The following is a 14,255-nucleotide window of genomic DNA, read 5'->3' as shown; positions in this document are numbered from 1 at the left end:
TGTGCTTTTCGTTATTTATTGGTATGGTTTACCGTGTTAGCCAAACGTCAAGTTTTAGAACAGTCCAGTTAAGGACGTATCCTTCCAAGTCATCTCGTTTTAAGCTGACGCATTATGGAGAAAGACAGCGATATATTGATAATCAATATAAAAATCATTACCACGATGAATTAACATACCATATTGCTCATTTCGCCGCTCAATTAAACCAACGCCTGTAAACAAGTACTCTTTATGTCTATGCACTAAAATTTTCAAACCCTCAAAATAACCTCTGAAGTTAACTGGAGCATTATCAAAGAAGAACTCCTCGAAATATACTCTAAAGGTATGATTACCATCTCGTAACATAAGGACAACCCTTTTGTCACCTATTTCAACATTTTGAATATAGCCTTCAATACTTCTTACCCAACCCAAATCATCATCAGTCAGATTGATTAAAGACCTATTTCTAACAGAAGGTTCTCTAACATTATTCTCTCCGCTTGCCAAATCAGCATCCGGACCTGTTGTAGGAACAATGTTAAGAACAGTATTCTTACCGGAATTTAGACCTACTGTGGGTCTAGGCTTTTTCTTGTTACTGGATTTCAGTTTGCCATTGTTTGATTCCTTTTCTCTTCTCTTTCTCTTTAAATTATCAAGCACATTTTTAACATGTTTCCCGCTTAGTTCCATAGTGGAAGTGGCAACTGATTTTTGTTTGTTTGCTGTCGCTACCCTCTCAAAATAGTCCACACAGTCCTGAATATGATCTTCTTTGGGCCAGGTTTTGAAGTAAGCCCTTACTTTTCCTTTGGGTACGTAGGATAGCCTAGCAGTACATCCATCGTAGGTACAGTACAAATTATTTTTAATATCAGTGTAATTTTTGTGTTGTTCAATATTAAAAACCGTTACCATTTCTTCGCTTTCATCCGATCTGTAAATTGCTTCATAAATAGACATATATCACAATCATCCTTCCTGTTTTTTTATGGGACAGGAAGAAATCCTCTCTATGTGTCCCCTTACTTTTTGCCGTTCTTACAAAAAACCGTCTCTTGCTTCCGAACGAAAGGCGAACATTAAATGAACATTTCATAATGATACTATTTTGTTCTTGCCTAGTATGACTGAAATCTGTTAGTATAAACTCATCGTGAATGGAAACGGATAGTTATATTAAGTATGTAATCTCAATGTCCCCACATTGAGAAACCTACCGAACGGACATAGGAATACTTCTGTCCCATTTTAATTGTATGTTTTACCATAACCAAAATCAAAAAGGCTAAAATCGCTATTGCGCGATTTTAGCCTTTTTTCGTCCAAATTTGTCCAAATATCTTGGTTAACACACATGAAATCTCTCTGTATCTCATCAGCACTCTCCTTTATAGAGTGCTAACAAAAATTTTTGGAGGATTTTCTTATATCCTCTGTTTCCAGAGGATAGCACATGAATACCATTCAAACACAGAAAAGACATTAGCAGCCTGGTTCAAGACCCCCTCATTCCTGCAGTTTTAGTCGCTTATCTAAATGACGAACGAAAAAGTAAACTTTTCATCCCTTTCGCTTCCAGTAGGAAGTGGGAAGGGCATTATTTGTGATTTCCCTATGCGCCTCGACGGGAATTTGCCATCCCGAGAGTGGCCCAATCGGGCATTCCCAGTGCCCGAAGTCGGGCTGGCGACGCCTACCCTTAGCCAAGGGCAAGGATGTCCATCGTAAGATGGAATCTAAAGGAAGCCGAGGGCAAAAGCATGGGCTGGGACTTTCACCCTAGAGATAACGCCCATACTGGGCGTACTAGTATTTGAGCCTCAATATACTGAAGCTCTCTCTAACAAAAATCGCTTCACCCCTACTTATGATACGGCTCACCGTATCTATTGATATGGTAAACTAACTTGCAGTCAATTAATAAACTAAAACAGGTGCCTTTTACCGGTCACCTGTTTTAATTACTTAAGAAATGTCTTGAGTATTTTTCCTGAGATATGCCTACCTATGGCGATTTGTGTTATTATGGGAAAAGCTGGGCCCCATCTGATGTTTATTAGTTTATTTGCTTCTTAAACAAGCCTGATCGACTATTTTTTGTTTTTAAATATAGACATATTGTCATAGGTATCTCTTTTCTTTCGTAGGTATATTATACTTTCTCGCCCATACGGAAATTTGATACCTCTTCTAGTTAATTGCCTAGCTACTACAATCTTTTCGACTTCAAAGTTTAAATCTCTTGCAATTTCTGCAATTAGTAAATCAGTAGCAACCGGCATCAAGTTCTCTTTATCCTTTGAGCCAAACAGGGAGTTTGCCACTATGCAAGCAACTGTACTATTAGCATCTGTTACTGAGCTGAGTCTTATAAGAGTCTTGTATATATCGTCAATATAATCTCTTATTGTTTTATAGAACACTTCTTGTTTACTCGCACCATCAAGAGAATCAACAATCTCTTTTATAACAGATGTTCTAAAATTAGAATATAGATTGGTCTTCTCAAATTTAACACTAGGATGTGACCTAAGCGTCCTGTAGCGTAAATCTCTAAACTCAGAATAATTAGTAACAAAGTCAAGCATCCATAATTCAACTTTATATACTTCTGTGTAATCAAAGTGATTTAAGTAAGGAGGAGAGAAAATAACCATGTTAGGTTTTTGAATATTCTTAGCATTGAACTCCCTTATATCTTTATTCTCAACTCTAATTTCAAACTGATTCAAGTTTCTTTGGCATGTTACTACATCGTTTATCATCTGAACCAACTTTTCAACATATAATGCCTTAACATCATAATCTTGAAGTTCCTTTACAATTTTAAGAGCTCTACCCGACTTTCTCATACAACTTGCCTTTTCAAGAATAGAAGCATAAGCGAGTAGACAAAACTTATATTCATATTGTGATTCATGAAAAAAATCTCTAATAATAGATTTCAAGTATTCCAACTGAAGATAAGTATTTACAGAGTAAGCTCTTCTTATTGTGCTCAATTCAGGAAATTCTTTAGTTCGATCATTCATTTCGATGTTTTTTCCAGATACATACTTAATGAATCGGCTTATTTTACCCATATCGATTCTATAAAAATTAACCTTTGTTTCTGCTACAAAATGAATGAACGGATTTACTTCAACCCCTAATCCTGAAGAAATTGTTATGTCACCATCATAATCAATTAATGCAGATAATAAGGTAGTACCTGATCCGCAAAATGGATCAAAAATATTTATCGAATCAGTAGCTATCTCGGAAGTATCTATCACATAGTTCAATAAGCCGGGAGCAAAACCTTCTTTGAAATGATACCAATTATGTATTGGTGCGAGTTGTGATGAAGAAGGATGAACTAGATTTGAAACCTTACTATCGTGAATTACATTTATGTTATTTTCTATTTCTTCATAGAACGCATTTAATTGCACTTTTATGTACCCTTTCTCGGAGAAATTCAAAAACATGACATATTGGATTATCATATCATCTTTTCGTCGTGTAAGAAAAGGAGAGTATTTATGGTCAACATTCCTAAACTATTAAGAGTTCGAATTTTTTCACATCCCATTTATAAAACTGATATTGATTGGAACATTCAAACTGGTTTCAACTTTGTAATTGGAGCTAACGGATTAGGTAAAACGACTTTTTTAAACTGTATTCATTATGGCATAACAGGAAACTCAAATATTTATGAGCAGTTTATAAAATTAAATAAACAGCGGAAATTGAAAACTGAAATTAAAATCATAGTTACACTTTTGGTTGATGAGACAGAAATAGAAATAGAAAGAAGAATCCCTCATGCTAAACCATTCCTGAAAATTAATAACAAGTCAAGTGTCTTAGAGTACACTGATCCAGTGTCGGTCAACCAGGAAATTGCCTCACTGATTGGTGTGGATGAAATCAATGATTTGGATTTTTTGCTTGGAAATTTTCTCATACGACAGGAAGAAGCGGAAAACGTTCTCTGGAGTTCAAGCGTTCAGTCAAAAGTCCTACATATTCTTTTCCGTACATCGGAGTTTCGTCAAGAGTATAATTCACTAAGAGCAAGCCATGGTGATTATCATACTCAACATAACCAAAAAAGATATCATGCATCAAAACTAAAAAGTGACATTGAAAAAATTGTACAAGAAGCCGAAGAACTTCAAAAACTTCTTGAAGAAAGGGGAATTAAAGCTGAAGAAGACAACTTGATAAATGATCTTAACAGAGAACAAATTCGATACAATCAAATATCAGAGATTATTGAAGAATTACAACATGAAGTTTTTCAACTAAATGATAAATATGAAGAGATTTTAAATGAGATGGAGATAATTGAAAAAGAACGATCAGAACTTGAGATGAGAATCGAAAGCACAGAAAGTAATATATACACGGATGTATATAGACTATCGCCTATAGATACGATGGCATATGATGAGCTAACCAGACTTAACCACTGTGTTTATTGTGACTCGACTGTAAAACAAGAAATTGTAGATGCAATAATAAATAAGTCGAAGCATAATTGTTTCTTTTGTGAAAGTGATTTACCCTCTCATACTGAAGAGACCGGTAGCATTATAGACGAACATGATCTCAAGAGATACAAGGTTCTTGAAAGCAATCGACGAATCCTTGAGAGTGAAGAAAAAAAGATAAAAAACGAAAAACAAAAACTATTTGAGGAACTTAAAAAATTTTCAAGAGATCTATCTGATTCAGAAATCAAACTTGATAAGTATAAATATCAACTTGAATTCTTACCAAGAGAGATAACGGATATTAACAATAACTTGTCAGCACTAGAACTAAGAAAAGAAGTCTTGGAAAAACAATGGGCTTTAGCAAGAGAAGAGCAGGGAGAACTCGAAAACCAAAGAGATCACGCAGAACAAAAATTAATTGAAATGGAAGAACAAAATAGAATTGCTTTGGAGAAAATAGCTGATGATTTAGGAGAAGAAATCCAAAAAATATCAAAGTTTATGGGCTTAGATGTTTCTCTGATTACAGAAAAAGTACCCCATGAGACTGAAAAACGGGTTGATGTCCATATTTTCGTACCTATTGTAAACGAGATAGTAAGAGCTTCACCTGATCAGTTATCAAAATCACAGTCCATCCTTTTAGATTATGCTTTTCGAATGGCCATAATCAATTACTACCATAAAGACAGCTCTAAAACTAATAATGGCATGTTTTTACTTGAAACATCCGAGGGTTCTTTTGATGCCGCGTATGTAAAGTGGTTAGCTGTAGCATTAGTCGATTTTTCTAAAAATAACACCTCATTTATTGTAGTGGTGAACTTAAGCAACAAGGAATTTTTAAAATCTCTATTTAGTGAAATTGAGCAGTCTGAAAGAGATTTAAGAACTTTAAATGTATTCCAACACGGGGAATTACAAGAAGCACATATAAAAGGATGGCCTGATTATGCAGAGATTTGGAATGAATTATTTGGAACAAAGTCAGTTTTCTGAAAATGATTACTACAATGTTAATGATGCAATCCTTTGCTGGTTGTGGCATACTGAGAGGCTAAACTGGGGATATCAATCAAAAATTCAAATGCAAAAAGGTGTATACTTAATACAGATACTCTCACCTCTATACAATTTAGCTGAAGAGTATGTCAAATACTTTAGTTATAACTACGGTCCCTTTTCTGCACAATTGCAAGGAAAGATTCACCATCTTTGCAGTATTGGATTAATAGATTTATTATATTATGAACCAGGCAATAATGGTAAAGCTAAATATCGAATTTCCGAAAAAGGTAAGCTTGCATTGAAAAAACTCGAATTACTACCAAAATTCGAAAAAATGATGGATTTATCCAGAATAATATCCAATATGATTGATATCTACGGCTTGGATAACCTAGTAGCAATTGTCTACGAAGAACCGACATTTAAAAAACTAAAGACCGAAGGACATTTTAGTCGCATTATAAAATTGCAAGGTGAAATGAATCTTTCAGCGAAGATCGTCGAAGAATTCAATATAATTTCACATCAAATGTTTAAGCGTGAGCAAATTACTGTAGAATCATTAATCGTAGCTTACTTTGATTATCTAAGAGCAAGTCTTGCGAATAGCAAGGAGGAAAGATAAAGAATGCCTTCAACAGCCGTTCATATACTGCCCTTACTTCGAAGTTTTGAACATACTATTTCTGATCTTTGTGGCGACGCAAGTTTTCCTTCTTCAGATTTAAGACGATTATTCTCTAAGCTAAAAGCAGTTGCAAAAGCTTTCAGCACAAATGATTTTCCAGTCTGCATAAATTGGGAATGGGGGAACGAAGAAGAAGCTACTCCTTGCGTTTGGACCACAGATGATCTTTATACTTCAATTAGTGGGTATACTAAATTTGATTTATTTAGCATAGTAATCAATCGACATGGAAATATTTTAGGTAACAGAAAATATGAAATGGATGGGGCCACTTTGCGAGACCCTGTCTTTGCAAGCCATGTTTCACTCGCTAGTGATAATTCCGTTGTATTCTATTTCTATAGTACTCAGTTTTTTGTATATTATAAAGGTTGTATGGTTGAACATTTACCTAATATTTTTAAAGAATCCGATATACGAGGTGCAACCAATAAGTATAGTTATGAAGCTAAAGATTACTCTAATCTTATAAGAGAACATTTTTCCGATTATGTTGAAAATGAACAAGTGACGAAACACTGGCAAAATAGGAAGGATCGTATCCTCCGCCCAGCTCCTGAAGCTATATTTCGAGATTCTTTGTGGAAGTTCCTTGAGGAGAATGTTGTAGATGCAATACTCGTACAGAAAGAACAAGTTATTAAGGGAACAACAAGTAAGGTCGATATTTCTATTCAAACTGTTAATTCTAGCTATTTAATAGAAATAAAATGGCTCGGACGGGCAAGCAAAAAAGATTCTACCGGTACCAGTAATGGACTCAAAAGAGCATTAGCAGGGGCGAGGCAAGTTATACGTTATATTGAAATGAGTAAAGGAGAAATTGTTAAAGGCATCCTTGTTATGTATGACGCTAGGGAAAATAATGAGGATATACCGTGGGGGGATAAGGAAAGTCACCACTTACTCGACAGGAATTTCAGATTATGGCTAAGATCAGATAGTGCTTCACAGGCTTAAACATAAGTAGGAATAATCGGCTCTATCTATCCGGTCGTTCCTACTTTAAATTTATTACCTAAATAAAACGGAGTTAGTATGAGAATAACAATATACACTATTAGTGAACGAATCGAAACGTTTTATATTGAAGCCATTAAAGAATATCAAAAGCGATTAGGTAGATATTGTACAATTAATTTTTTTCCTTTAAAAAGGGCAAACATGCTCGAGAATAAAATAAAAAATAACAGTTATAAAATACTAATAAATAACACCGGTAAGACATCTCCTTCCGAAAAACTAGCATTGAAACTAAACCAGCTAGGTGTAACTGGAACATCCGATCTATCTTTTATTATTGGTTCAGACAGCACAATCTATGATGAAACAATAACACTAAGTCAAATGGAAATGGACATTGGACTTAAAACAACCATATTGATTGAACAGCTTTATCGAGCGTTCCGTATTATCCATAATCATCCTTACCACAAATAGAATATGAGCTACTCGGTCAGCTTTCCATCTATATATTAAGTTCATTGGTCTTTTGTAACGTCTATTGGGAGTCAATTCGTTAAGTTTACCATATTTCCTCGATGTGCCGCGGTACTTCTCACTCAATTCATATTTGACGCATGGATTCGTAAATTAAGTTGAGTACATTACTAAAATATAACTTTTCTTACTTCATATATCGCTGTTTCCTCGAAACTGTAACGTAACAAATAAGCTGAATCTTAGGATTCAGCAATCAATTAACAATCTATTTGATTAGAAAGAATACCACTATAGATATCGATGAAGCGATGCAATCCAGATACCCAACCTCCCTGCCACAGGTTTCTTCCGTATACGCCGCGTATCGCGAATCATCTGCACTTGTTCATACAGAAACTCAATGTGCGATGCTGTTCGTGAATGTACACCTTTGGCTTTATCCAGCTCATCTTGAATTTCATCCATAACCGCAATATTCTGAGCGTGATACACAGCTAAAGTCAGTACAAGCTTGATGGTCGTCTGCTGAGCCTGCATTAAGTCCCTCATGAGCGTAATCAGTTCTCGGTTCGTGGAGCCGGTAATCGATCCAATCACTCGCCCTACAACAGCCGGTCAAGTCGATGCTCAATGGACGAAAGTTGGTTAAGCGATTGTTGCACAATATCCTTTACCTGTGTCTGATCAACCAGCTTTGGATTTCCCTTCACTGACTCAGCCACTTGTCGCTGATCAGGCCATTTCATGATTTGTTGTCCACTTATCGCCATCTGTTTAACGGCCACCTTTCATACGGCTTTGCAGAATATCTAAATGAGATAAAATATCTTCAGCGGACTGGCTATAATCAATCCGCAAACCGTTGTTGTTGTTAACCCGCTCCACTTTGTTGTAGATCGCATCAGCCTGCAATCAGTCAGCACTCATATCATCAACAGTAGAGACAGCTCGTGCTAGTGCTCGTCCATTCATCTCGGTAATTTGAGCTACATAAACGGTGCCGTTCGCCAGCAACTGAACATTAGCATGAACAGCTTTCGTTGTACTCAAAACCTCTCCGAACATGCCATCACCGTATTCTTCATCCAGCAGACGGCGAAGCGATGTGCCGACTACAAAACCGACTCCGAAGCCGATGACGCCACCGGGAATGAATAACGATAGGCCTGCCAGTTGCTCCGCCTGTAATCGCTCTTTTACTCCGTCTTTGGCAATTCTTCTTTTCATTTCCTCGAATGTGATTTTCCCATTTTTGTATTGCAAATAAGATAATAGGCCGGATATCCCTACAGAAATGGCCGCACCCATCACATATCCAAGAACAAGCTATCCAGAAGGGAAAGCCGCCACATAGAGCGAATTATCCTGCACTTTGATTTTACAATCGAATCGCTTCAAAGCGACACGGCAGAGCTTATAAGACGAGTGGCAAGCTACTCTGAATTCATTGCTCCGATTCATCCATCCACCTTGGATTATATGAACAACTTAACAGAAAGAGCTACGGGGACTTGATGGAGGCCCTTTCTATTTCGCCCTACTTATGATACGGCTCCCCCCGATTTATCTTCACCGCCCGATAAATCTGCTCCACCAGCACCAGCCGCATCAGCTGGTGCGGCAGGGTCATGCGCCCGAAGCTGAGCTTCGTCTGGGCGCGCCTCAGCACCTCATCGGACAGGCCGTTCGAGCCGCCGATGACAAAAGCGACGGTGCTTGTCCCATACGTGCCAAGCTTGTCGATATGCGCAGCCAGGTCCTCGCTGGACCACAGCTGGCCGCCAATAGCGAGCGCGATGACATGCGCATCCTGCTTAATATGGCCGAGGATGCCCGCCCCCTCCCGCTCCTGCACCTGCCTTACTTCCGCCTCACTCATATTCTCCGGTGCTTTCTCGTCTGGCACCTCATGCACAGAAAGGCGCACATATGGAGCAAGGCGCTTGCTGTACTCCGCAATGCCCTGCACCAAGTACTTCTCTTTCAATTTACCAACACATACAATCTGTATATTCATAAGCGCTATCGCTCCTTACACTCTGCTGTTTTGACGTTCATTCCAATATTGTAACACCGATCACCCATGGGAACACCTTGCCCATCCCTGCCCTATTTAATGATCCTCAGAACAATCAAGCATATACCGCCATATAGTAGACCACCGTCACGTTAGCGCGATACGACAACGCGCGCAGCTCCCAGCGGGCGTTATGAACGCACCGAATCCATTCTTTCCTATATTCAAAAAAGGGGCTCTCCCATCCAGTCTCTTCAGACCTTCGGGAATGCCCCTTCTCCAAAGCGTGAACCCAGCACGCTCTTCGCTAAATCGCATCTATTTCATCGTCAAATATAGTTATACAATCAAGTATTCCGAATGCTTCTCGCACTCCGCGCACTTCACTGGCGGGTCCCAATCCGAAAACTTCGTCTCCTTCAGATCGACAATGTCTGGAGCTTCCTCGTATTCATCCACGAAATCATCGATCGCCAGTTCTACATGTTCCTTGCATACGACGTACATTCATAAGCATCCTTTCTGTCTTTCGCATCTGCTGCACCATATTCTTTGATAAAATGATGGCCACTATTCTGTTCTACCACACTATGTCGAAAAAATAAATATTTTTATCAGCCACATGTCGACATATGCCATTTTGTAAAAATTATACTCACCACCACATCCAAAACAGCAAAAGGGCGCATCCCGCGCCCTTTTCTTTATTCCTCCGGCTTCTCTTCTAGCTTCGCCTTCAAAGTCTCTTCCTTCCCATCACGGTAAAAGGTAACCTTCAGATCATCACCGATCTTCGTCTCGTTATAGAGATGCTTCCGCAGCTCCAGCGTCGAATGAATCGGCTTGCCGTCAAACTTTGTAATCACATCGTTCAGCTTCAAGCCCGCTTTCTCCGCCGGTCCCAAGGCATCCAGTACAATAACACCTTCGGTTACGTGCTTCGGCAGCTTCAGATCCTTCCTCTCCTGCTGGCTAAGCGGAGCAAACGGGTTGCTTAGATCAATCGTATATACGCCAAGATAAGGGCGAGAGACCTTGCCTTTTAGCATAAGCTCCTTCACAATCTTGGTTGCCTCATTCGTAGGAATAGCAAAGCCAAGCCCCTCTACTCCCATATCCGAAATCTTCATCGTGTTAATGCCGATCACTTTACCGTTCAGATCCACAAGAGCACCGCCGCTGTTGCCTTCATTGATCGCAGCATCCGTCTGAATCACCTCGGCCTCCCAATCGAATATGCCGTCCTGATTGATCGATACCGGAATTACCCGATTGGTATAACTGATAATTCCCGATGTCAGCGTATCGCCAAGTCCTAGCGGATTGCCGATCGCAATAACGGTCTCACCTAAGCGCAGCTTGGAGGAATCCCCAAACTCAGCTACTTCGCCTACACCTTTGTTATCAATGGCCAACACCGCAAGATCACTGATACGATCTGTTCCGACAAGCGTCGCTTCCTTGGTATCCCCGTTCACGGTTACTACTTCAAGCGAATCCGCACCTTCAATGACGTGATTGTTCGTCACTACATAAGCCTTATCTTCAATTTTCTCGAATATTACACCAGATCCCAGCTTCGATTCATCCTGTGCTCCGCCGAAATCATCACCAAAATCAAAGTCAAAATCTTCATCAAAAAAATCAAAATCCTCCGGCTGCTCTTCCAGCGGAATATCGCCTTCCTCAAGCTCACCTTCCGGCATAAGCTCTGGCTCCGATTCCTGATGAGTCACAATGCTGACCACCGCGGGGCGAACCTTCGCTGCCGCATTCACCAACCGTTCATACGGATCGCCCTCGGTCTGTGCCACCGGATGTCCGTTTGTTGTTGCTATTTTCAACGAAGTAGATGGATGACCCGTCAAAAGACTAAATAATAGTACGGCAATGAGTGCACTGCACACCGAACTGATCGCTGAAATCTGAAACGTAGACAAACTTTTACGACGACGGGTGGAACGCCATTTAGTCCGCTCCGGACGACTCTCACGCATCTTTTTACTGCGCCTGGATATTCTCGTTGAATAAAAATCATCATCAAACAATCCCATAAACGATCCCTCCCCTTTGTCGTTATTCGTCAAGACACCGCTCTAAAATCCCTGTCTACTTCCGATTGATCATCTTGCCGATATAACAACCCTCGCCAACAGGACCCGTTTATAACTCTAAGGTTCCGGCGTCAGCTCAAGGCTATAGCCGAGTATTCATTGGTAAACATCCTGGTAATTACTAAACACAAATACGAACAAAAAAGTTGCACTGAAACAGCGAGTTCAACGTATTATTACTCAAGTTCATCGTTAAAAACGATTAACCCCTCCTAAGAAAGTATGTATCCAATTATTCAGAATTTATATTTTCCTAGATTTTTACAAAGCCTTTATCTCTTTATACCACCATAATGAACAATATAAGCACTTCATACGGACCAGGAACCGCCTAGGTTTCAATTCTCCTGATCTATTGAAAAAATTTACGAAAAACAAGAATGTTTTTCCACAATGAAGACTACAATAGAAACAAGCCTCTATGACAGACATAAGGTATTGCCAGATTCATAGATTCAGACCTGCATCTATACAATGATCTGCCTCTTGGTTCATTCATTGTACCATAATGACGGGGGCCGGTTTACCTTTTCCAAACAAAAATAAACGGCAAATTCAGTTAATAAAAGTGCTGAAACATGACCCTTAATACGGGGTTTACGCCCTTAGCGCATCATCATAAAAAAGGAGGAATCCATGATGGAACGTTACAGTTCAGGTACAGCGATGGATATCGTGCATATGGTTGCAAAACTTGGGGATTTAAAAGACGAAAATTATCGAAATACCCTCGCCTTGAGTACGATCATCGAACTGCTAATCGACAAAGGCATCCTCACTCGTGAAGAGGTGGAGCACAAAGCCAAGGAACTAGATCAGTTCATGTCTCATCCTTCATATCCGAATGTATAAATCTATAACGTTTCTAGACCATGTTAAGTTTGAACGGGATTGAAAAAATAATGACCGCCAAGCCGGCCATAGAATATTACGGCCTAATCTTTAAGCCAGTCCCATGGGGTTGAGCGGTCGTAATACGTATCGCACAATTTAAATTCGCTTTCCTTAAAAAAACATCCGTTATCTTCCATCGTGTCGCGCACCGTCATTTTAGCCAAGTCCATCATGTTGTGATCCCGGCTAAGGTGAGCCAGGTATGCTCGCTTGGTATCACCTGTCAGCAGCTCGCTCAACGCATCTCCTGCCGACACGTTGGACAAGTGTCCCTTGTCACCGAGTATCCGGCGCTTGGTGTTCCATGGATATCGCCCCATACGGAGCATCTCAATGTCATGATTGGCCTCAAGGACCAGCACATCCGAGCCCTCAATCGCTTTTTTCACCTTGTCGCTGACATAACCTAAATCTGTCGCTATGCCCAGCTTCTCATCACCGTCATAAAAGCAATAACCTACGGGTTCTGCCGCATCGTGAGAGATTTCAAAGGGCTCTACGCGCAGCGTACCGAAATCCATCACCTCATGGCTGTCCAGTACGATCCGGTTCTCCTCTGCAATCTTCCCAACCGACTTGTTCATCGCTTCCCATGTTTTCTCATTAGCATAAATCGGCAAATCATACTTGCGTGCTACCGCACCAAGACCTTTAATATGATCGGAATGCTCGTGTGTAACCAAAATCCCGTCAATGTCTTCTCCTGACATATCCAGTTCTTTGAGCAACTCATCAATCCGCCGTGCACTCAGCCCGGCATCAATCAATAGTGTCGTATTCTCATTACGAACAACCGTTGCGTTGCCCGTTGAGCCGCTCGACAACACGCTAAAAGATATCCCCATCCGTCTGCTACTCCTTTACTTTGTCCGACTTGGGTGTGAACACATCTCCACTAATCCCCTGGACATAGATCATTTCTCCATTATCCAGCGTAAAACGCCAGGCCGGTGCTGCCATCTCCACATCTGTATTAAACATCTGGCCGTAGTAACCGAGCTGTATATCCTTTACTGCCGTTTTCGGCGGAATAAAATTCCGTTCAATAATCGTTTCAAGCGCCTTCGACGCAGATAATACCTTTTGTTCCTCTGTATCCGTAGTAGGCTGGACTTCAAGCACAGGCTTGCGATAATACTCGATTTTTTGGTTCTCATGAAACAGTTCCAACTCGACATTGAACAACGGCCACTTTTCATAGATAAGCGGGCGGAACACAAAAGCATTTTCTTTATCCGACTCCGGATCATGACGGAACTGGTCCAGGTTCGGAATATATTCGGCCAGTTCCACCTGCAGCTCCTTCAGGTCGGAATAGACCAGCTTGGTATCGACGGGCCGGTCCAATTTGATTGGCTTGCCCTGATCTTCGACACGATACGTATAGGTGATTTTCGGCAGTTCCGGCGTCTCTGACGGAATCGGGCTCAGCACCTGAATCCGGTTCTCCTCCATAACCCTCTGCGTACTTTCAGACAAGGAGGTAAAGTCCAGACTGGAGCCTGCCTGCTCCTGATAGTCGACCCATAGCTGATAGGCCAGCACCAGATTCAGCAGCAAAAACGCGTAAATTAGCACATTTTTGGCCCGTCCCCAATCCATAAACTTTCCTC

General features: G+C 40.2%; 16 protein-coding genes. 5 read left to right on the top strand and 11 right to left on the bottom strand.

Going from position 1 to position 14,255, the window contains the following annotated elements:
• Positions 1–99 precede the first annotated feature (99 nt).
• Both C8268_RS21820 and C8268_RS21810 read right to left on the bottom strand, forming a co-directional pair.
• A complete protein-coding gene (locus C8268_RS21820; RefSeq protein ID WP_106769632.1) occupies positions 100–951 on the bottom strand; it encodes a hypothetical protein in 852 nt (283 codons plus the stop codon).
• A gap of 1,130 nt (positions 952–2,081) precedes the next feature.
• Positions 2,082–3,425 (bottom strand): TRM11 family methyltransferase, encoded by a 1,344-nt coding sequence (locus tag C8268_RS21810; RefSeq protein WP_158702802.1) that lies wholly within the window; start codon positions 3,423–3,425, stop codon positions 2,082–2,084.
• 90 nt (positions 3,426–3,515) lie between these two features.
• On the opposite strand from C8268_RS21810, the gene C8268_RS21805 reads away from it, so the two are divergent.
• From C8268_RS21805 to C8268_RS21790, 4 genes are all read left to right on the top strand, one after another.
• A complete protein-coding gene (locus C8268_RS21805; protein WP_106769630.1) occupies positions 3,516–5,477 on the top strand; it encodes an AAA family ATPase in 1,962 nt (653 codons plus the stop codon).
• Positions 5,431–6,111, top strand: coding sequence for a hypothetical protein (locus C8268_RS21800; protein WP_106769629.1), 681 nt, complete (start codon positions 5,431–5,433; stop codon positions 6,109–6,111). The genes C8268_RS21805 and C8268_RS21800 overlap by 47 nt, the downstream gene beginning before the upstream one ends.
• A 3-nt stretch (positions 6,112–6,114) precedes the next feature.
• Positions 6,115–7,134, top strand: coding sequence for a hypothetical protein (locus tag C8268_RS21795; protein ID WP_106769628.1), 1,020 nt, complete (start codon positions 6,115–6,117; stop codon positions 7,132–7,134).
• Positions 7,135–7,212: 78 nt separating this feature from the next.
• Positions 7,213–7,614, top strand: coding sequence for a 23S rRNA (pseudouridine(1915)-N(3))-methyltransferase RlmH (locus C8268_RS21790; RefSeq protein ID WP_106769627.1), 402 nt, complete (start codon positions 7,213–7,215; stop codon positions 7,612–7,614).
• 291 nt (positions 7,615–7,905) lie between these two features.
• Here the strand turns inward: C8268_RS21790 and C8268_RS21785 are convergent, their stop codons facing one another.
• The 7 genes from C8268_RS21785 to C8268_RS21765 form a co-directional block, all read right to left on the bottom strand.
• Complete coding sequence (locus C8268_RS21785) at positions 7,906–8,154, bottom strand: hypothetical protein (protein ID WP_106769626.1); 249 nt, start codon at positions 8,152–8,154, stop codon at positions 7,906–7,908.
• Positions 8,155–8,219: 65 nt separating this feature from the next.
• Positions 8,220–8,387 (bottom strand): hypothetical protein, encoded by a 168-nt coding sequence (locus C8268_RS22825; protein WP_158702801.1) that lies wholly within the window; start codon positions 8,385–8,387, stop codon positions 8,220–8,222.
• 4 nt (positions 8,388–8,391) lie between these two features.
• The gene (locus tag C8268_RS22820; RefSeq protein ID WP_158702800.1) at positions 8,392–8,529 is read right to left on the bottom strand and encodes a hypothetical protein; all 138 of its coding nucleotides are present in this window, start codon (positions 8,527–8,529) and stop codon (positions 8,392–8,394) included.
• Positions 8,530–8,925 carry a hypothetical protein gene (locus C8268_RS21780; RefSeq protein WP_106769625.1) on the bottom strand — a complete coding sequence of 132 codons (396 nt, stop codon included), beginning with the start codon at positions 8,923–8,925 and terminating at the stop codon, positions 8,530–8,532. It abuts the gene before it with no gap.
• A 229-nt stretch (positions 8,926–9,154) separates the two neighbouring features.
• Complete coding sequence (gene rlmH, locus C8268_RS21775; protein ID WP_106769624.1) at positions 9,155–9,634, bottom strand: 23S rRNA (pseudouridine(1915)-N(3))-methyltransferase RlmH; 480 nt, start codon at positions 9,632–9,634, stop codon at positions 9,155–9,157.
• Positions 9,635–9,973: 339 nt separating this feature from the next.
• Positions 9,974–10,141, bottom strand: a complete 168-nt coding sequence (locus C8268_RS21770) for a CxxH/CxxC protein (protein ID WP_106769623.1) — start codon at positions 10,139–10,141, stop codon at positions 9,974–9,976.
• 197 nt (positions 10,142–10,338) lie between these two features.
• The gene (locus C8268_RS21765) at positions 10,339–11,688 is read right to left on the bottom strand and encodes a S1C family serine protease (RefSeq protein WP_106769622.1); all 1,350 of its coding nucleotides are present in this window, start codon (positions 11,686–11,688) and stop codon (positions 10,339–10,341) included.
• Positions 11,689–12,384: 696 nt separating this feature from the next.
• Between C8268_RS21765 and C8268_RS21760 the strand changes: the two genes are divergently transcribed.
• Positions 12,385–12,600, top strand: a complete 216-nt coding sequence (locus C8268_RS21760) for a hypothetical protein (RefSeq protein WP_420094258.1) — start codon at positions 12,385–12,387, stop codon at positions 12,598–12,600.
• A gap of 83 nt (positions 12,601–12,683) precedes the next feature.
• Here the strand turns inward: C8268_RS21760 and C8268_RS21755 are convergent, their stop codons facing one another.
• Together C8268_RS21755 and yycI are read right to left on the bottom strand one after the other, a co-directional pair.
• Complete coding sequence (locus C8268_RS21755) at positions 12,684–13,487, bottom strand: MBL fold metallo-hydrolase (protein ID WP_106769620.1); 804 nt, start codon at positions 13,485–13,487, stop codon at positions 12,684–12,686.
• 7 nt (positions 13,488–13,494) lie between these two features.
• Entirely contained in the window at positions 13,495–14,244 is a 750-nt protein-coding gene (yycI, locus tag C8268_RS21750; RefSeq protein ID WP_106769619.1) for a two-component system regulatory protein YycI, read from the bottom strand.
• Positions 14,245–14,255 lie beyond the last annotated feature (11 nt).

The sequence above is a fragment of the Paenibacillus faecalis genome (genome assembly GCF_900289175.1).
Taxonomy (GTDB): Bacteria; Bacillota; Bacilli; order Paenibacillales; family Paenibacillaceae; genus Paenibacillus_AQ; species Paenibacillus_AQ faecalis.
Note: the sequence above shows the minus strand (reverse complement) of the source record. Positions and strands in the feature narration are given on the sequence as shown.

What these genes read in the sequence shown, in the direction of transcription:
- C8268_RS22825 (WP_158702801.1), bottom strand. Translation starts at nt 8,387, where the DNA reads ATGGCGATAAGTGGACAACAAATCATGAAATGGCCTGATCAGCGACAA.
- C8268_RS21790 (WP_106769627.1), top strand. Translation starts at nt 7,213, where the DNA reads ATGAGAATAACAATATACACTATTAGTGAACGAATCGAAACGTTTTAT.
- C8268_RS21770 (WP_106769623.1), bottom strand. Translation starts at nt 10,141, where the DNA reads ATGTACGTCGTATGCAAGGAACATGTAGAACTGGCGATCGATGATTTC.
- C8268_RS21785 (WP_106769626.1), bottom strand. Translation starts at nt 8,154, where the DNA reads ATGCAGGCTCAGCAGACGACCATCAAGCTTGTACTGACTTTAGCTGTG.
- C8268_RS21755 (WP_106769620.1), bottom strand. Translation starts at nt 13,487, where the DNA reads ATGGGGATATCTTTTAGCGTGTTGTCGAGCGGCTCAACGGGCAACGCA.
- yycI (WP_106769619.1), bottom strand. Translation starts at nt 14,244, where the DNA reads ATGGATTGGGGACGGGCCAAAAATGTGCTAATTTACGCGTTTTTGCTG.
- C8268_RS21820 (WP_106769632.1), bottom strand. Translation starts at nt 951, where the DNA reads ATGTCTATTTATGAAGCAATTTACAGATCGGATGAAAGCGAAGAAATG.
- C8268_RS21795 (WP_106769628.1), top strand. Translation starts at nt 6,115, where the DNA reads ATGCCTTCAACAGCCGTTCATATACTGCCCTTACTTCGAAGTTTTGAA.
- C8268_RS21805 (WP_106769630.1), top strand. Translation starts at nt 3,516, where the DNA reads ATGGTCAACATTCCTAAACTATTAAGAGTTCGAATTTTTTCACATCCC.
- C8268_RS21780 (WP_106769625.1), bottom strand. Translation starts at nt 8,925, where the DNA reads ATGGGTGCGGCCATTTCTGTAGGGATATCCGGCCTATTATCTTATTTG.
- C8268_RS21765 (WP_106769622.1), bottom strand. Translation starts at nt 11,688, where the DNA reads ATGGGATTGTTTGATGATGATTTTTATTCAACGAGAATATCCAGGCGC.
- rlmH (WP_106769624.1), bottom strand. Translation starts at nt 9,634, where the DNA reads ATGAATATACAGATTGTATGTGTTGGTAAATTGAAAGAGAAGTACTTG.
- C8268_RS21800 (WP_106769629.1), top strand. Translation starts at nt 5,431, where the DNA reads ATGCAGAGATTTGGAATGAATTATTTGGAACAAAGTCAGTTTTCTGAA.
- C8268_RS21760 (WP_420094258.1), top strand. Translation starts at nt 12,385, where the DNA reads ATGATGGAACGTTACAGTTCAGGTACAGCGATGGATATCGTGCATATG.